Below are 17,922 nucleotides of genomic sequence, written 5' to 3'. Positions count from 1 at the left end.
GAGGCTTTTTTTCTCCTGCCAGCCACCCAAAAGTGACCCGCACCCCCCTTCTGGCGGGTGCAGCTTTCCTCTGTCACGCCGTTATGGGATGCGAGTCTATCCACATAACAAAGGAGAATTCATGATGGGTCGTCACTATCTGGCCGGGCTGCTGTTGGCCGCCAGCATCTTGTCGGGTTGCGCAGTTGTGCAGAAGCCGATTCCCGCCACCAGTGCCATCTTCGAACAGAAGGAAAGCACCGTGGTCGTTGCGATCGAGAAGATGCCCGAACCGGGCCAGGTAATGCTCGGCAGCCAGGGACTGCTGGACATCGTGATCAATCGCGCCAATGCCAAGGCGATTGTGGACCGGCTTCAGACGCAGGATTTCAGCCAGGTCTCCGGCCTGCCGCAATCGTTCCGCTCCGGCCTGGAATCGCGGCAGATCAAGGTGGTGATGATCGACGCCGCGCTGGACACGGAAACCATGCCGAAGTTTACCGAAGGCTCGGGCGAGGGGATCGCGCTGCGCGACTACCGGCCGCTGGCGAAGCAATACAAGGCCGACAAGCTCCTGCTGATCACCCCGCGCTCGCTCGGCACCGTGCGCAGCTATTACGGCTTCATGCCGCTGGGTGCGCCGATGGGCTACATCGCCCTGACCGGACAGCTCGTGAACCTGTCGACCAACAAGCTGGAATGGTATGACCGCGTGGAGGTCCAGACCGCCGCCCTCGGAGAATGGGATCAGGCTCCCGAGTACGACAACCTGATGAAGGCCGTCGACGAGAGCACACGCGGCGCCGTGGGCAGGCTGCGTGGATCGTTCTTCATGGAGAAGGCTTCCCCGACGGCCGCGCCGCTGGCGGGTGGCAGTGCACCGGCCACGGCTGTCTCGACGCAGTAACGCCTGACGGATCGGGGGCGGCGCACGCCGATGCCACGTCCTCGGTCCACCGTTGTCCCGGCACGACGAACCTGTTTCCTCCGGTCTCCGCTGCACATCTGTCTACGCTGAACGCGGCGCATTCCCTATCTTGGTCACGCTCCTGGCACCCCATAGAATCGGGAGGCTACGCATTCCAGGAACGAGAACGGAGACCATCGAAGATGCCGCAAGGAATTGCACGGGAGGCAGAGCGCCTTTCCGCTATCGGGACAGGCCGGCGCCAGGCGCTGGCCGGAGTCGTGGGCCTCACCGCCTCCGCGATCGGCGGGCTTGGCGCCATCGCGTCACCCGCCAGCGCAGCCGGAAGCACTGTCACAACGTCCGGCACGAAGGGCCGCATCGACGTCCACGCCCACTACATTCCCCCCGGGTACCGGGCCGCGCTCGAAGCGGCCGGCCATGGCAAGCCCTCTGGCATGCCGGCCATTCCCCAATGGAGCGCTGCCTCGCACGTGGGCATGATGGACAGTCTCGGCATTGCCACGGCGATGCTATCGATCTCCGCACCCGGCCTGCACTTCGGAGACGACGCCGCCGCACGGCGCCTGGCCCGCGAATGCAACGAGGAAGGGGCCAAGGCGATGCGCGCGCATCCGGGCCGGTTCGGGCTGTTCGCCGTGCTGCCACTGCCCGATGTCCCCGGCTCGCTGGCCGAACTGGCCCATGCCTTCGACACGCTCCATGCCGATGGCGTGGTCATGGAGTCGAACTATCACGGCATCTACCTGGGCGATGCCCGGCTCGATCCCGTTTTCGCGGAGCTGAACCGGCGCAAGGCCACCGTCTTCATCCACCCGACCGACCCTTACTGCGCGTGCTGCCAGGGGCAGGAGGCCGCGGCACTCCCCCCGCTCGGCTACCCTTACCCGATGATCGAGTTCATCTTCGATACCACGCGGGCAGTCTTCAATCTGATCCTGAGCGGCACGCTGGACAAGTATCCCGATGTAAGGATCATCGTGCCGCACGCCGGCGCTGCCGTGCCGGTGCTGACCGCGCGTGTGGGTGCGATCAGCGCGATGCTGAAGCTTGGCCGCAACCGCACCAGCGTCGATGCCGCCATCCGCAAGCTCTACTACGACCTGGCCGGCGTGCCCGAACCCGTGGCGCTGAGCGCGCTGCTGCAGGTGGCTGACCCGGCGCGCGTGCTCTATGGCAGCGACTATCCGTTCACGCCAGCCCCGGTCGCGGCCGACCTGGCCGCCGTGCTCGACCGCTCGCCGCAGATCCCGCCGAACCTGCGCGACGCATTCATGCGCGATAACGCGCTCGCGCTGTTCCCTCGCCTCGCCCGAACCTGACGTTGCGCAGAAGCTGAAAAGGACGCCCCCGGGGGCGTCCTTTCTCCATCAGGCCGGTCAGCCGCTCAGAAATCCACGTTGTCCTTGCCCTTGAGGCCCAGCATCGCACGCGCCTCATCCGGCGTCGCCACCGAGTAGCCAAGCTGCTCGATGCTCCTGCGGATACCGGCAACCTGTTCCGCGTTGCTGGTGGCCAGCTTGCCGCGCGACAGCCACAGGTTGTCTTCCAGGCCCACGCGCACGTTGCCGCCCATCAGCAGCCCCTGCGTCACCACGCGCGTCTGCTGCGCCCCGGCGCCGAGCACCGACCATACGTAGTGCTTGCCGAACAGCCGGTCCGCGGTGCGCTTCATGTGGGCGATATCCTCAGGGTGCGCACCAATGCCGCCCCGGATACCGAACACCGACTGAATGAACAGCGGCGCCTTGAGCAGGCCACGGTCAAGGAAGTGCGCCGCCGTGTAGAGGTGGCCGATGTCGTAGCACTCGATCTCGAAACGGGTCTGGTTGGCGTTGCAGGCTTCGAGGATGTGCGCGATATCGCGGAACGTGTTACGGAAGATGCGGTCGTCGCTGGCCTCCAGATACGGCCGCTCCCAGTCGTGCCGGAACTCCGTGTAGCGCCCGAGCATTTCATAGAGGCCGAAATTCATCGATCCCATGTTCAGCGACGCCACCTCTGGCTTGAAGCGCGCCACCGGCGCCAGCCGCTCCTCGATGGACATGGTGGGCGCGCCGCCGGTGGTGAGATTGAGCACCACGTCGGACTTGTCGCGGATCGCGCCGAGGAATTCACCGAACAGCACCGGATCCTGGCTCGGGATGCCGGTCTTCGGGTCGCGTGCGTGCAGATGGACGATGGCGGCGCCGGCATCGGCGGCCCCCACGGCCGAGTCTGCAATCTGCGCGGGCGTCACCGGCAGGTAGGGCGACATCGAGGGCGTATGGATCGAGCCCGTGATGGCGCAGGTAATGATGACCTTGTTGGAGATCTGCATGGAATGTTTCCGGAGAATGCGGGAAAGGGGTTCAGGCTTCGGTGTTGAGGCCGAACCACGGCGGCACCGCCGGCCCCCACTGGTGCATCGAGTCCTCTGGCGCATGATCACCGGCAGGCCACGTCGTGCCGGCCGAGATGTAGTCCATGTCGGCGGAGTACTCGCAGAACGAGCCCCAGGGGTCACGCACGTAGTGGAAGAAGTTGGAGCCAAGCACGTGGCGCCCGGTGCCCCAACCCTCCACATATCCGGCCGCCGCCATCTGCGCGGCACCCTGCCCTACCTGGTCGACGCTCGCCACGTCCCACGACGCGTGATGCCAGCCCTTCGCAGGGCTCGACGCGAAAGCGACCAGATGGTGGTCGCTGCCATGGGGCGCATGCGTGAAGGCGACCAGATCGCCGGAGCGGTCCGACAGGCGCAAGCCAAGCGCACGGTTGTAGAACGCGAGGGCGCGCGGCAGATCTGGCGTGAACAGCGCCACGTGTGACAGCCGGCGCGGGCGCACGGCGGGCACCTGATGACGGAACAACGCCCCGCGTGCATCGGAGCCCACGTGGACGCTCTCGATGGCGGGCTTGGCGAATGGGCTGGTCTTCGGGCCAACCCGCACCTGGATCAGGTTGCCATCGGGATCGTGGAACCAGATGCCAATGCCCGAGGCGTGGGGGGCGTTGTCCGCAGGCCGCCCGCCGGCGGCTTCGATCTGGCCTCGCAGCCCCTCGTAGTCGGCCTCGAAGCAATGGAAGCTCAGGTAGGCCAGTTCGCGCCGCTCGCCCGGGAAGAACCTGGCCCACACCTGATCATCCGGCGTGGTCGCGTCCAGCCGATCGCCGTGGTCGATCACGGACAGGCCAAACGACGTGTGGAACTGGCGGGCCTCTTCCAGACCAGGCACGATCAGCGCGTAGTGCCCGATCGAATGCACGGCGGCGTGTTGGTTATCGCTCATCGATACGCTCCGGTTCAGGCCGCTTCGTCGGCGATGGGGTTACGCAGCGTGGCAAAGCCGGTCAGGCTGACTTCGCAGACATCGCCGGGCCGCATCACCAGCTTCGGCTCGCGCGCCCAGCCCACGCCGCTCGGCGTGCCGGTCACGATCACGTCACCCGCTTCGAGCGTCAGCGCCTCGCTCAACGTGGAGATCAGCGTGGCGACATCGAAGATCAGCGTGTCGGTGCTGGCCGACTGCACCACCTCGCCATTCAGGCGAGTCTCCAGCGTCAGCCCCTTCGCCCCGGACGGCACCTCGCTGGCCGTGACAAGCTCGGGACCGAAGGCACCCGTGTTGTCGAAGTTCTTGCCCATGGTCCACTGCGGAGCGAGGAACTGGTACTCGCGCACCGACCCGTCGTTGAACAGCGCATAGCCGGCCACATGGCGCAGCGCATCCTCCTTGCGGATATGGCGGCCGCCCGATTTCAGCACCACGGCGAACTCCCCCTCGAAATCCAGCGAGTCCGAGACGCGCGGGCGGACGATGGGCTGCCCGTGCCCGGCCAGGCTGGTGTCGTAGCGCGGGAACATGGTCGGGTATTTCGGCTGTTCAAGCTTGCTCTCGCGCGTGTGGTCGGCGTAGTTCAGGCCCACGCAGAGCAGCTTGGGCGGATGCTCCAGGACGGGCAGGAACGTAACGTCGTCATCGGTGACCAGCGCGCCGCCGGGCACGTCATCGGCAAAGGTTTCGAGATCCTGCCCGCTGGCGAGCAGTGCTTCGAGGGGCGTGGCGCCCAGCACGCGGATCTTGTCGCCGACGCGCACGCCGGTCTGTTTCTTGCCATCGAGAATGAAGCGGAGGTATCGCATGGGAATCTGTCTCTGGTGAAATGTCGGGAATCAGCCTGCGCCAGCGAGCCAGGCGTCGTCGCTGTCGACCAGCGGCTGGACGGTCTCCGGCCGGTCGGCGCCGGGCAGGTCAGGGCGGGGTCGCTGGCCGGCGTGTGCCAGCAGGTACGAAAGAAAGCGATAGGAGGGCCGGTAGGCGGCAAGTTGCGCGGCGTCGAGCACGACGCGCTCCGACGGGTTGACCACGACCAGCCCGTCGCGCAGATAGACGATGCCCATCCGCGCAATGCGCCAGACACCGCTGCGCCGTTCGACTCGCTCGTGCAGCCGCGCGTGAGTGGTGACCTCCACCTCCACGCCATCGAGGTGCATTCGCGCAGTGACCGCGCAGGGCGTGTGGGCCAGTGCACGGTCGCCACGCAGCCTCACCAGCGTCGGCCCCATGAGGTGTGCCGAGTGCCGGCCCGCGTCGTACATCCGCTGCGAGGCCGCCACGAACTCCGCCCCGCTGCCGTGGAACCACGACACGTCAACCAACGCGTCGGCGTGATACGTCTCCAGCATCCGTGTCCACTGCGCCTGGTCCCGCGCAGCGCGTTCGGTCTGGACGACTTCGGTGATCTCGGCCTTGTCGAGCACGGCCAGCATCCTGTCTTGCATGATGTCTCCCCTCGCGAGTCAGGTAATCAGCCGGCTTTGGTGGTCGCCGCCACCGCCGGCATCGTGGGTTCGGCAACGCCGAGGTACAGGCGCATGCGGCGCACCCTGACGGCCAGTACCGCCGTGACCAGCGCCGTGGCAAGCAGCGGATACATTGCCGATTCCGGCCCATGGGCGCGCACCATCCAGGCCAGTGCCAGCGGCGTCAGGCCGCCAAACAGCGCAGCACCCACGTTGTACGGCACTGCGTAGCCGCTCTGGCGCACCTGCGTCGGAAAGAGCGCCGACACAAGCCCCGGCACCAGTGCCACCACGGCGCCGAGCGCCACACCGGGCAACGCGAACAGCAGCGCCAGCGAGCCATGCCCGGCAAGTACCGCCGGGAGCCATTGGAAGAAGCCGACAGACGCCACCAGCATGGCCACCGCACCGATGGCGAGCGAGCGGGACCATCCCAGCGTGTCGCTGAGGCGCCCCCAGAACGGCATCGACAGGCAGAGCGCGAACGACCCCCACATATTCGCTTGCAGCGCCGCCTGGCGCGGGACACCGTATTGCGTGGCGAGCAGCGTCGGCATGTACTGGAAGAAGATCACCGTGCCGACGGCCATGGTGAAACCGAGTGCCAGGCCAAACAGGCAGGCATCGGCGTGCTTCGTCAGCACGATGCGGATCGGCGTGGCCTGTGCCAGCTGGCGCGATTGCTGGATGCCCGCGTACAGGGGCGATTCCTCCAGTTGCCGGCGCAGGTACGACGCAGTCAGGCCGAACAGCCCGCCCACGATGAATGGCAGACGCCACGCCAGCGACGGGATGCCGGTGGCGCTGGCTATGTACGCCGACGCAGCGGCCGCGCCGGTCCCGAGCAGCAGCCCGGCCAGCACGATGCCGTGCATCGTGCCGCTGGCGGTACCGAGGCGCGATGGCGCGGCATGCTCCGACACGAAGACTGCCGCGCCCGGAAACTCGCCGCCCACTGCGCATCCCTGCAGCGCGCGCAGCACCAGCAGCGCCAGCGGCGCCAGCACGCCCGCCTGCTCGTAGGTCGGCAGTACGCCAATCAGGAACGTGGGCACCGCCATCAGGATCATCAGGAAGATGAACATCCGCTTGCGCCCGAACATGTCGGCGAAGTGGGCCAGCACGATGCCGGCGATGGGCCTCACCAGATAACCGACCGCGAAGATGCCCAGGGTCTGCATCTGGCTGACCCACGGCGACACGCCGGGCGGGAAGAATGCTTCGCTGATCGCCGCCGCGACGAACAGGAAGATCACGAAGTCGTAGTACTCCAGCATCGCACCGAGCGCGGCCAGGCCGAGCGTGCGTGCCTCCTTTCTGTGAATCATGGTTGTCTCCTCGTTTCCGCCACCGTCTTGCCGCGATGGCGCCCGCATGGGAAGGCCCGGCGGCTGCCGGGCTTGTGACTACGCGTGGCGGGCCTGGGGGCTGGCCAGCCGACCGTAGCGTCCGCCGTAGTACAGCAGCGGGCTGCTGTCGTGGTGATCGCACGCCTCAAGTGCGAGGACTTCGGCCACGTAGAGCTGGTGATCGCCGGCCGGATGGATGTCCGCCACGCGCACGATCAGGTGCGCGAGGCTTTCCGGCAGGAACGGCGTACCCGAACCGTGCAGCGCCATCTCGCCCAATCCTTCCATGGCCTTGCCGCCGAAATGCATGCTCAGCGCCTCCTGGTGTTCGCCGAGGAAGTTGATGCCGAAGGTGTCCCCTCGGGCCACGGATGCGCAGAAGCGCGACGCATTGCGCGCGGACACCAGCACCAGCCGGGGTTCCAGCGATACCGACATGAAAGCGTTGGCCGTCATGCCGGCCGGTGCGCCGTCGCGCATCCAGCTGACCACGGTGACGCCGGTGGCAAACTTGCCCATCACGCGGCGGAACCGCGTGGAATCGTCAAGATCGATGCTCATGCCCAGTTCCTCCTGCCCTCAGACCAGCGGCGTGTTCGGCGCCTGGCCGCACAGCATGCGGCCATACAGTTCGAGGTTGGTCGCCGTGCAGACGATGCCGTGCAGGTTCGCCACCCGCGCGTCGCGCCAGACACGGTTGAACGGGTTGCGCGTGCCCGCCAGCGATCCGCCTGAAGCGCTGGCCAGGATGTCGACCGCGTCCCACATCATCTTGCTGGCGTAGCCCGTATCCCGGCGGATGCGCGCCCGCGTCAGCGCATCAGGGATCGTGCCGGCTGCCGCATGGGCATCGATCTCGTCGACACACCGCTCCACCACCAGCCGGGCCGCATCGATCATGGCCGACGCCTCGCCGGCCTGCAGGTGCGTGACGGTGGCTTCGGACTGCTTCTCGTACCACGTGTACTGGATGCCGCGTCCCGGCAGCTTGTCGAGGAACATCTCCTGCGCGGCACGCGCGATGCCGAGCGCCGGGAACGTCAGGATGATGGCCGCCACGGGCATGAACGCCATGCGGTACAGCGCCTCGTCGTCGTTGAAGCGCGCCACGTAATCGCCGGCCAGGATCGACGACAGGCGCACGATGCGCGAATCAGGCACGAACTTGTCTTTCACGACCACGGACGTGCTGCCGCTGCCACGCAGGGCGATGGTGTCCCAGTCGTTCAGGAACTGGAGATCCGACGTCGGAATCAGCGCCATGCCCTGGTCGATGACGTTCCCGGCCTCGTCCACCAGCGGAATGCCGAGCAGATCCCACTGTGCGTGGTACACGCCGCTGTTGAACCCCCACATGCCCTCTTCCACGAGGTAGCCGCCCGCCACGCGTTTCACCACGGCCTTGCGCGGCGAGAGCACCCCCGCACTGCGGACCTTGGCGCCCGAGCCGAACACCTCCGCGCGTGCCGCATCGGGCAGGCAGGCCGCAGCCATCCAGTTGCAGACATTGATCAGTGCACACGCCCATGCGGCAGAGCCATCGCCGCGGCCGATCTCGCTGACGACTTCCATGTAGGTGCGCAGCGAGACCTGCAGGCCGCCAGCGTCCTTCGGCACCATCATGTCGAAGATGCCGGCGTCGTCGAGTTCGGCGACAGTGGCATCCGGCAGGCGCGCCAGCGCATCGACCTCGGCGGCGCGCGCCCGCAGCGCGGGCACCATGGCGGCGGCGCGGCGCAGCAGATCGGCACGGATCGAGATATCGTCGGATACGCGGGTGGATCGGATATCGGTTACGGCGGCCAGCGTCATCAGGGTCTCCTTTGTCTGGTCGTTGCTAAGAATGACGTTTTCGTTATTGTATAAACGCAGCGAGATCAGGCAAGATAGGGTTTTCGGCCGCTTCGGCATGAACATTCGTCACTGCAAGCCGAAGCGAAGCGCCGTCCACGGTCCAAATCCGAGGTCAACCCAGTGCCCCCGCTCACCTTCATCCCTACCGAACGCGAGGACCATCGCTCCGTCGCCGCGCGCAAGAAGCGAGAAGCCATGCGCACGCGCATCCTGCGCGCGATCATGGATCTGTACTCGGACCCCGCGAAGATCTCGACGTCGATCGAGGACGTGGCACGTGAAGCGGAGATCTCGCGGGGCACGTTCTACAAGCACTTCACGTCGCTGGACGAGGCGTTGATCGCCGTGGGCCGCGAGGTGACCGATCAGATGACGCAGGACATGCTGCCGATCTACGACGTGGTATCGGACCCCGTGAACCGCGTGAGCACCGGGCTGCGGCTGTTCCTGACGCGCGCGCTGACCGACCATCGCTGGGCGGCATTCGTGCTGCGCGCGGAACTGGTGGCGCAGGAATCGGTGCTGCTGACCTACGTGATGAAGGACCTGCGCCACGGCGCGCACGAGGGCCTCATGGAGTTCGACAACCTGCAGGCCGCCGTCGATTCGGTGATGGGCGCAACGGTGGAAGGCATCCGCACGATCCTGCTCAAGCGGACGAAAGACCCCGCGCAGTACATCGACAGCACGATCCGCATCACGCTGCGCGGCCTGGCCGTGGAGAAGCGCCGGGCCATCAAGGCCACGGAAACGTCACGCGAACTGGTCGACGCGCTCCCGCAAAGCGTGCGGCAGACGTGGCGGGCAGGCACCTGAAACGCTGCCGCGCCACCGGTGACGGAACGTCACGGTGACGTTTGTGTACGCCCAACGCTGCGCAATCCCTAGCTTGTTCCCCGACTCCCGTCTCATAAGAATGCACTCACCGCTGATGCCAGCCATGCGCCATGACGCAGGGCAGGCATCGATGAGTAAAACAGAGACGAGGAGACGACATGAGACACACCATCGCGCGTGCCACGCTGGCCACGCTGTCCCTTTGCGGGGCCGGCGCCGCTGCGGCCCAATCGAACGTGATCCTGTACGGCGTGGCCGACATGGGGATCGAATACGTGAACAACCTGGGCAACGTGCCCACGGCAGCCAATGGATTCAACCCCGGCCCCGCGCATAGCGTGACGAGGCTCACGTCCGGATCACGTGCCGGATCGCGCTGGGGGCTGCGCGGCACGGAGGATCTCGGCGGCGGACTCGGTGCCGTGTTCGCGCTGGAGAGCGGCTTCAACCTCGACTCCGGCACGCCGCAGCAGGGTGGCCGCCTGTTCGGACGCCAGGCGTTCGTCGGCGTGACAAAAGCCGGTGTCGGCCAACTGACGTTCGGGCGCCAGTACACCTCGATGTTCGAGGCGCTCGGCAACTTCTCGCCCACCCGGTACGGCGGCTACGAGCCCGCCGTACTGCAGTCGGGCGCGGCCTTCCGGGAAGACAACGTGGCCAAGTACACCGGAAAGTTTGGCGCCGTGACCGCGCTTGGGCACTACTCGTTCGGCAACGGCACGGTGCTGCCGCAGGTGGGCAACACGGGACTGGCGCTGGGCGGAAACGGCGAGATGCCGGGCAGCGCCAGGCGCGACAGCGCCTATGGCGTGGCGGTGGCGTACAACGGCAGCACATACGGTCTGGTGGCGGCGTACGACCAGGTCAACCCCACCATCGGCACCAGCAGCGGCACATTCCGCAAGTTCGCCGTGGGCGCCAGCTATACGGCCGGTGCGGCGAGCGTGATGGGAGGCTACCGCTGGGGCCAGAGCAAGGGTCCGGCCGGCGCGGACATCCAGCGCGACGACTACTACTGGCTCGGCGCGAACTACCAGTTCACGCCTGCGTTCTCGGTCACGCTGGAGTACACGTACGACAATCTGCGCAGCGTGTTCGGCAATCAGAACCTGCCGAACCCGTGGCAGGTCCTGCTGCTGGCGAGCTACAACCTGTCGAAGCGAACCGAACTCTACCTGTCGACCGCTTACTCGCGGAACGCCGGCCTGATGCTGGACTCGGGCCTGACCACCTACGCCAACACGCTCGCGCTTGGCAACAGTCTCGTGCTCGGCAATGGCAAGAACTCGATGTTCGGAGCCACGGTCGGGATCCGGCACCTCTTTTGACCCTCGACATAGGGGAACGGGGCGGCCACGGCCTGCGAAGCTGTTGCTTAAGCTATCATTTCGGCTTGACCAGTTCGAAGCGACACCTTCCGATGCCGAAGTCCTCCCCTTCGCCGCGCCCCACCACCCCGGTCGCCGGCGCCGGTGCAAAGCCGCGCAAGCCAGCGCCGGCGGGCAGCGCCGTGCAGCCGCTGCCGAGCGAGCGTCCCGACCACGACCTCGATCATTCCGTCGGTTATCTGCTGAACCGTGCCGCAAGCATCATTGCCGCGCGGTTCAGCGACGATCTGAAGCCCCATGGCATCAACCTGCAGGCGTGGCGGGTACTGGCCGCGCTGCGCCATGAAGACCACCAGACGCTGTCCGATCTCGCCAGCCATACCGGCGCGGAGATTTCGTACTTGTCCCGGGCGGTGGTGGCGTTGGAGGAAAGGGGGTTCCTGCGCCGCGATGTCTCGGCGTCGGACAAGCGCAATATCCACCTGTCGCTGACGCCAGCAGGCGCCGCCATCGTGGCCGAGCTCGCGCCCCGGGCCTGGGATATCGAACGCGCGTCGATGTCCGGCGTTTCACCAGCGGAACTGGCAGCCACGCTGAAGACACTGCGCGCGATCTTCACCAACCTCGTCGACGATTGCCAGGACGCCACCGGCGTCAACCGCAAGCTCACCGTGGCGCGCCGGGTCCGCCGCAAGGCCGCGCAGGAAGACCCGGACGCCTAGGCGCGTGCTGCGCGTGGCGATCAGAAAATGTGCCTGACGCCCAGCATCGCCCCCAACTGCGTGCCACCCGGCGACGCCGCCGCGCCAGGGTTGCTGCTCACCGACTGCGCCAGTTGGCCGCCGTTGTCGATGAACCCGGCCGTGGCATAGACCGACGTCCGCTTCGAGAAGCTGTACGTGCCGCGCAAAGCGTACAGCCATGCCTTGTTGGGACTGTCGTGATAACGCTGGTGATAGACCTGGCCCGCGACGTTAAAGGCCGGCGTCAGGTCATACGAGGCACCAAGCCAGAACAGGTCGCTGCGCGGCGCTGGGTTGCCGTCGTTGTCATGCCGCAGCCATCCCACCCCTGCCTTCACACGGTCGAACAGCGTGTAGGCGCTGAGCGACAGCCTGTCGTCCTTGCGGCCGCTGCTGGTCAGCCCGGCAAAGGCGCCCGGGCCGCCGCGCCACGAATCATAGGCAGCGGCCACGCCAAAATGCGGCGTCTCGTACATCAGCAGCGCCGACCACTCGCGGCAGGCCCTCTTGTCCGCGGGATTCTCCCCGGCGCAGTTGGTACTCGACGGACCAGGCGTGGCTACCGCCGCATCGCGCCCGAAGCTGTAGGTGGCGCCCACGGTCAGGCCACCGAACTTTCCCTTGTACGAGATGGCATTGTCCGCGCGCGAGTTCGGAATGGTGGGGTCGAGCGAACCGGAACCAAACGTGTTCGGCCCCAGGATGTCGGCGTCGAGCGTGGCCCAGAACATCATCGTGTACTGGCGTCCGAACGCCACCTGCCCCCACGGACCCGACAGCCCGACCCATGCCTGTCTGCCAAACAGGCGGTTGCCGAAGTTGGCCGCGCCGGAATCCGGGGCAAATCCCGATTCGAGCACGAACTGCGATTTCAGGCCGCCGCCCAGGTCTTCCACGCCGCGCAGGCCCCAGCGCGACGGCACGGAAGCCGAAAGATTCGGCATGCGGGCCACGGTGCCCTGCGTCGGGCCGGCATGATTGATGAACTCGACGCCGGTGTCCACCACACCATAGAGCGTCACGGATTGCGCGCCCGCCAGCGCGGGCAGGGCTGCCGCGCAGCCCAGCGCAAGATGGCTCAGTTTGATTGCCATGGTCTCCTCCTTTTATTTGTTCTGATGCGGACTCTCGCGGGCCTAGCTCGCCACGCCCAGGCGCGCTCCCTGGCTCGCCACCCGGGTCAACAGCCGCGCCGCGTTGCCGCCCTCGACCGCGCGCAGTTCTTCGGCGCTGAAACCAACGTCGCGCAATCCGGCGAACGTGGCCTGCGTGCCCTGTTCCGGGACGAACGGGAAATCCGTGCCCAGCACGACATTGGCGGGGGTGACCAGCTTCAGCAGCGACGCCATCGTGATGGGGTTCGCGGCAATCGCGGTGTCGTAGTACAGGCGCTTGAGCAGCGGCATCACGCCCTCCGGCACCTGCTTCGCGAGGGTCTTGTCGAGCGAACCCAGGATCGCCATCCGGGTGGCCAGGTAGGGCACCGTCCCGCCGGCATGCGAGAAGATGAAGCGGATGTCCGGGCAGCGGCTGAAGACGCCCGAGAACATCAGGCTGGCCACGGCGCGCGTGGTGTCGTGCGGGAACTCGATCAATGAGTCGGGCTGCTCCGGCAGCAGGCCGCGGTGGCATTGGCAGGAGGTGGGGTGGACATAGACCACGGCCTTGCGGCGGTTCAGTTCCGCGAAGACCGGGGCGAAATCGGCATGGCCCAGGTACTTGTCACCATAGTTGGTCATCATCCCGATACCGTCGGCCTTCAGCACGTCGAAGGCGTGGGTCATTTCGGTCATTGCCGCGCGGACATCGGGCAGCGGCAGCGCGCTGAACGTGCCGAAGCGGGACGGGTGGTCGCTGACCATCTGTGCCGCGAACTCGTTGCAGGCGCGCGTGAGATGGCGCGTGCGCGCCATGTCCGGCATCCACAGCGGCGGGGCCGAGACCACCGCCGTGGTGATGCCGTGCCGGTCCATGACACCGAGCGAATCGGCCACTTTCCACTGGGGCGCCACGCGGTTCGGCGCCGGGGCGCCGATGGCCTGTTCGCCCATGGTCTGGCGGAAGACCGGCGGAAGGATGTGGTGATGGACATCGATGCGCTGCACGCCCGCCGCAGTGTCCTGGGCTTGCGGCTGCGCTTGCGCCTGGGCGCGCGCCGGCACAGCCTGGCTGGCCAGCAGGCCCCCCAGCATCGCACCGATCTTGCGGCGCATGGGACTGGCCGGGCGTGCGCCCGAAGGGTGATCCACGTCTTCTTTCCTGTTTTGCATTGGCGTCATCAGATAAGGGTTGGACAGCGGGTGCACCGTTTTCCGGGCGACACGGCACCCTGCCCGCGCGGTGGCGGGCATGGCTGGCCGGTTGCCCGGCGGCGGTGCTGGATGCTTCGGTACTGCGCGACGGGGCGTACGGCGCCCCGTCAGGCGGGTTCGGCCACCACGCGATTCTCGATGTGCCCGATGCCATCGATCTCCGCGCGCATGACATCGCCCACCTTCAGGTAGGACGGCGGGTCCATCGCCACGCCTACGCCCGAGGGTGTGCCGGTTGCCAGCAGGTCGCCCGGTTCCAGCGTGAACGCCTTCGAGAGGTGCACCACCTGGTCGTAGATGTCATGGATCATGGCGCCGGTCACGTCGTCCTGCCGCAATTCGCCGTTGACCCACAGGCGCAGACGAAGCGCATGCGGATCGCCGAGTTCGTCGGGGGTGACGATCCACGGGCCGATCGGGCCGCACGTATCGAACGACTTGCCGATCGTCATGGTCTGGGAGGCAAGCTGCCAGTCGCGCACCGAGACGTCGTTGCAGACCATGTATCCGGCGATGACGGACGGCGCATCTTCGCGGCTGACGTGGCGGCAGCGGCGGCCGATCACCGCGCACAACTCCACTTCGTAGTCGAGCTGCGTCGAGACCACCGGCATGTGCACATCGCCGAACGGGTCGTTGATGCACGACACCTGCTTGTTGAACCACACCTGGGTAGGTGGCGTGTGCACGCCAACCTTGGCGGCCTCGGCCACGTGCTTGCGGTAGTTCATGCCGATGGCCAGGTACTTCGACGGCGTCGGCACGGGCGCCAGCAGTTTCACCGCCGGCAGCGGCGCGGTAAAGCCGCCGCGCACCGCGCGGGCGCGATCAAGGGCCTCGGGCCCCGCTTCGAGCAGTTCCTGCATGGTCTCGGGCAGCGCGGGATCATTGCGGGGCAGGTCGATCACGAGGTCGCCCTCGACCTTGCCGATGGAGGTGCTGCCGTTGTGGAGATAGGTAACGAGCTTCATGGTGGGACAGGTATTGAAGATGGAAAAAAAGTGATCGGGTGCGGCGTCAGGCCGCCGTGGCGCCGGACGTGCCTTCCTGCGCCGCAGGCTCCCGGGGATGTCTTACGGGGAACGGATACTGGCGCGGCAGGCGCAGCAGCATCAGCGCCGCGCAGGCCAGCACCGCGACAAACCCGATCAGCGCCGGACGATAGGAGCCCGCCAGGTCATAGGTGGCACCCATCACGAACGGGCCCAGCCCGGTGCCGACCGTGAAGGCCGCGAACAGGTAGCCGTAGATCTGGCCGAACGCACGCAGGCCGAAATAGCGGCTCTGCAGATAGGCGATGAGGTCGACCTCCGCCCCCATGCCGATACCGACCAGCACCGCGCCCACCGTCGTCAGGGTGACGTCGCTGCTGCCGAGCAAGGTCAGCACGCCCAGTGCGGGCAGCAGCACGAAGGCAATGGCGACATGGGGGCCAAAGAAGCGGTCCAGCAGGTAGCCGCACAGCAGGCGGCCCGCGATCAGCGACGCGCCGATACCGGAGAACACCGTGACGGCCTGGCTCGACGGAATGCCACGATCGGTCAGCAGCGGCACCAGATGCACGATGGTGCCGTTGGCGACGATCGGGATGCACAGGAACACCACGGCCATGACCCAGAAGTCCTTGTGGCGCAGCGCCTCGCGTGCCTCCAGGCCCGGCAGCGGCCGCACGCGTGCCGCCACGCTTCCGGTATCGGCCGACACGTCACGAACCAGCAATGCCACGGCGGGAAACGCGATGCAGAACACGGTCACGCCTACCGCCACGAACGCGCCGCGCCAGCCGAAGTTGTCCAGGTAAGCCTGCGTCAGCCGAGGCACCAGGGCCGCCCCAAGGCCGACGCCGGTCATGGCGATACCCATGGCCAGGCCACGCTGGCGATCGAACGCCGCGGCAATCGCCTTGGCATAGGGCAGTGGCGCCTGGCCGGCACTGAACAGGCCCATCAGCGCAAACATCGCCAGGAATGCAGCCGGCGCTGCCGGCGCCAGCGACATGGCCGCGACGGCCAGCGCAAACAGCGTGATGGCGGCGAGCGTGACCGGCTTGATGCCGCGCGCATCGATCAGCTTGCCGGCAACCGGCGTGGCAATGGCAGCGAAGATCGAGCCCAGCATGACCGCCGCCGAAAGGACACTGCGGTTCCAGCCGAACTCGGCCATGATCGGCTTCATGAGCACCGATGCCGAGAACTGCAGCACCGTCACATTGCCGACGATCAGCCCGAGCACCGAGCCGATGACGATCCACCAGGGGCCGCGCAGCAGCCGGTTGGGACGAGTGGGGGCGTGCACATTTGTCTCCAGATGATTTCTTATGGTCGGACTGGCGCGCCGGCCCGCAACGGCGGCGCGCATCTCGTCCGGTACTACGGCTGCAGCGCGGGCGCCTGCTCCAGGAATTTCCCGGCGTGGAAGAGCAGCGGCGTCTTGGCCTCGTAGCCAAACCGCTCCACCTGCCCGAGCACCATCACGTGATCCCCGAAAGGCACCACGGCGGAGGTGCGGCACTCGAAGCAGGCCAGCGCGTCGTCGAGCAATGGCACATCGCCCAGACCGGGGCGTACGTCATCGACGATGGCGAACTTGTCAGGCGATGGGCGGGCGAAGTGCGACGCCAGGTGCTGCTGCTCCGCGGTCAGCACGTGCACGGCGAAGAACTCCGACTCCGAGAACGCCTGCAGGCTGGGCGCGCGGTCGCTGAGATACCAGGCCACCAGCGGCGGGTCCAGCGACACCGAGCAGAACGAGTTGATGGTCAGCGCCGCACGCTGGCCTTCGGCGGTACAGGTGGTGACGATGCAGACGCCGGTGGCAAAGCGTCCCAGCGCGTTGCGCAGGTCACGGCTGTCGATAGGCTGGGTCATGACATCGGCGCTCATGATTGGATTTCCTCCGCGCTGGCCGCGGTGACAGGGACCGTGTTGACCCCCGCGCCGGTAAAGCAGCGCGGGTCGCGGGTCGATCCCCAGTAGTCGAGTGACAGTGGCGACGGCTCGATCCGGCGCGGCGCGCGCGGGAACGTCTCCGGGAATGCCTCCATGCCGAAGCTGTACTCCATGGTCAGACCGTCCGGATCGAGGAAGTACAGGAAGACGCTGTCCGACGCCGGGTGTCGGCCCGGGCCGAACACCACGTCCGAGCCCGCCGTCTTCAGCCGCACCAGCGCGCGGCCGATGTCGTCGATCTCGGTAACCATGTAGTTGACGTGGTGCAGGCACCGCCGATCGAACCTGGCGATGCCGATGCCGTGGTGATAGGGGTTCGGCCAGCAGCGCATGAAGGTGATGAAGTCGCCAACCGAATCCGATTCGCGGAAATTCAACACATCCCGCCAGAAGGCGACCGCGCGTGCGGCGTCGGGGGTGTTGAACACCACGTGGCCCAGACGCTGGATGCGTGTCACGGTTGGCGCGAAAGGCCGTGCAGAGTCGGGCGCCGGAATATAGAACTCCAGCATGGCACCCACCCACGGCTCGAAGAAGCGGATGGCGCGCGCCTGCGCCCGTGCGGCGCACGTGGCGGGCGGCACTTCCTCGACCGGCAGTCCTGCCGCAGCCAGCCGCGCGAGCAGCGGCGCAAACTGCGCGGCGTCTTCGAGCATAAAGCCGGCGCAGCGCAGCCCGGCCGCATCACCGGGGAACAGCACAAGGCTGTGGTGGTCGTGGTCGCAGCGCAGGCGCACCTCGCCCTCGCCGCCGGTATCCACGTACTGCAGGCCCACCACTTCCTCGTAGAAGCGGCGCGAACGCTGCAGGTCGGTCACGTTGAGTTCGACGCGACCCAGTTTCTGATGTCGGATCATC

Annotated in this window: 18 protein-coding genes; 5 read left to right on the top strand and 13 right to left on the bottom strand. The window is 66.8% G+C overall.

The genetic code is table 11. From position 1 onward, the window contains the following. The first annotated feature begins 121 nt into the window (after window positions 1-121). Both EV147_RS17460 and EV147_RS17455 read left to right on the top strand, forming a co-directional pair. A complete protein-coding gene (locus tag EV147_RS17460; RefSeq protein WP_130392472.1) occupies window positions 122-886 on the top strand; it encodes a hypothetical protein in 765 nt (254 codons plus the stop codon). Between the two features lie 203 nt (window positions 887-1,089). Beyond that, window positions 1,090-2,229: an amidohydrolase family protein gene (locus EV147_RS17455; RefSeq protein ID WP_235844795.1), complete on the top strand. Its 1,140-nt coding sequence runs from the start codon at window positions 1,090-1,092 to the stop codon at window positions 2,227-2,229. Window positions 2,230-2,294: 65 nt separating this feature from the next. On the opposite strand, the gene EV147_RS17450 is transcribed toward EV147_RS17455, so the two are convergent. The 7 genes from EV147_RS17450 to EV147_RS17420 form a co-directional block, all read right to left on the bottom strand. Continuing rightward, on the bottom strand, window positions 2,295-3,227 hold the full coding sequence (locus EV147_RS17450) for a BKACE family enzyme (protein WP_130392471.1): 933 nt from the start codon (window positions 3,225-3,227) through the stop codon (window positions 2,295-2,297). 31 nt (window positions 3,228-3,258) lie between these two features. After that, window positions 3,259-4,179 carry a VOC family protein gene (locus EV147_RS17445; RefSeq protein ID WP_130392470.1) on the bottom strand — a complete coding sequence of 307 codons (921 nt, stop codon included), beginning with the start codon at window positions 4,177-4,179 and terminating at the stop codon, window positions 3,259-3,261. Between the two features lie 14 nt (window positions 4,180-4,193). Next, window positions 4,194-5,033: a fumarylacetoacetate hydrolase family protein gene (locus EV147_RS17440; RefSeq protein ID WP_130392469.1), complete on the bottom strand. Its 840-nt coding sequence runs from the start codon at window positions 5,031-5,033 to the stop codon at window positions 4,194-4,196. A 30-nt stretch (window positions 5,034-5,063) separates the two neighbouring features. Next, on the bottom strand, window positions 5,064-5,672 hold the full coding sequence (locus EV147_RS17435) for a nuclear transport factor 2 family protein (protein ID WP_130392468.1): 609 nt from the start codon (window positions 5,670-5,672) through the stop codon (window positions 5,064-5,066). A 26-nt stretch (window positions 5,673-5,698) separates the two neighbouring features. Then, complete coding sequence (locus EV147_RS17430) at window positions 5,699-7,021, bottom strand: MFS transporter (RefSeq protein WP_157994699.1); 1,323 nt, start codon at window positions 7,019-7,021, stop codon at window positions 5,699-5,701. A gap of 78 nt (window positions 7,022-7,099) precedes the next feature. Then, entirely contained in the window at window positions 7,100-7,603 is a 504-nt protein-coding gene (locus EV147_RS17425) for a flavin reductase family protein (RefSeq protein WP_235844794.1), read from the bottom strand. An 18-nt stretch (window positions 7,604-7,621) separates the two neighbouring features. Beyond that, entirely contained in the window at window positions 7,622-8,854 is a 1,233-nt protein-coding gene (locus EV147_RS17420) for an acyl-CoA dehydrogenase family protein (RefSeq protein WP_130392465.1), read from the bottom strand. A 162-nt stretch (window positions 8,855-9,016) separates the two neighbouring features. On the opposite strand from EV147_RS17420, the gene EV147_RS17415 reads away from it, so the two are divergent. The 3 genes from EV147_RS17415 to EV147_RS17405 all read left to right on the top strand — a co-directional run bounded on the left by EV147_RS17415 (window position 9,017) and on the right by EV147_RS17405 (window position 11,783). Continuing rightward, window positions 9,017-9,712, top strand: coding sequence for a TetR/AcrR family transcriptional regulator (locus EV147_RS17415; RefSeq protein WP_130392464.1), 696 nt, complete (start codon window positions 9,017-9,019; stop codon window positions 9,710-9,712). 179 nt (window positions 9,713-9,891) lie between these two features. Next, window positions 9,892-11,061 carry a porin gene (locus EV147_RS17410; protein ID WP_130392463.1) on the top strand — a complete coding sequence of 390 codons (1,170 nt, stop codon included), beginning with the start codon at window positions 9,892-9,894 and terminating at the stop codon, window positions 11,059-11,061. A gap of 92 nt (window positions 11,062-11,153) precedes the next feature. After that, entirely contained in the window at window positions 11,154-11,783 is a 630-nt protein-coding gene (locus EV147_RS17405) for a MarR family winged helix-turn-helix transcriptional regulator (protein ID WP_130392462.1), read from the top strand. A 20-nt stretch (window positions 11,784-11,803) separates the two neighbouring features. On the opposite strand, the gene EV147_RS17400 is transcribed toward EV147_RS17405, so the two are convergent. The 6 genes from EV147_RS17400 to EV147_RS17375 all read right to left on the bottom strand — a co-directional run bounded on the left by EV147_RS17400 (window position 11,804) and on the right by EV147_RS17375 (window position 17,921). Next, entirely contained in the window at window positions 11,804-12,892 is a 1,089-nt protein-coding gene (locus tag EV147_RS17400) for a porin (protein WP_130392545.1), read from the bottom strand. A 48-nt stretch (window positions 12,893-12,940) separates the two neighbouring features. Next, window positions 12,941-14,053, bottom strand: a complete 1,113-nt coding sequence (locus EV147_RS17395; RefSeq protein WP_130392461.1) for an amidohydrolase family protein — start codon at window positions 14,051-14,053, stop codon at window positions 12,941-12,943. Between the two features lie 170 nt (window positions 14,054-14,223). Then, window positions 14,224-15,087 (bottom strand): fumarylacetoacetate hydrolase family protein, encoded by an 864-nt coding sequence (locus EV147_RS17390; protein ID WP_130392460.1) that lies wholly within the window; start codon window positions 15,085-15,087, stop codon window positions 14,224-14,226. Between the two features lie 46 nt (window positions 15,088-15,133). Next, window positions 15,134-16,411, bottom strand: a complete 1,278-nt coding sequence (locus EV147_RS17385; RefSeq protein WP_235844793.1) for an MFS transporter — start codon at window positions 16,409-16,411, stop codon at window positions 15,134-15,136. Window positions 16,412-16,485: 74 nt separating this feature from the next. Further along, on the bottom strand, window positions 16,486-16,998 hold the full coding sequence (locus tag EV147_RS17380) for a flavin reductase family protein (RefSeq protein ID WP_130392458.1): 513 nt from the start codon (window positions 16,996-16,998) through the stop codon (window positions 16,486-16,488). Beyond that, window positions 16,995-17,921, bottom strand: a complete 927-nt coding sequence (locus EV147_RS17375) for a VOC family protein (protein ID WP_130392457.1) — start codon at window positions 17,919-17,921, stop codon at window positions 16,995-16,997. Before EV147_RS17375 ends, EV147_RS17380 begins: the two co-directional genes overlap by 4 nt. Window position 17,922 lies beyond the last annotated feature (1 nt).

Source organism: Cupriavidus agavae (genome assembly GCF_004217045.1).
Classification (GTDB): Bacteria; Pseudomonadota; Gammaproteobacteria; order Burkholderiales; family Burkholderiaceae; genus Cupriavidus; species Cupriavidus agavae.
This window is presented reverse-complemented; position numbering and strand designations above follow the sequence as displayed.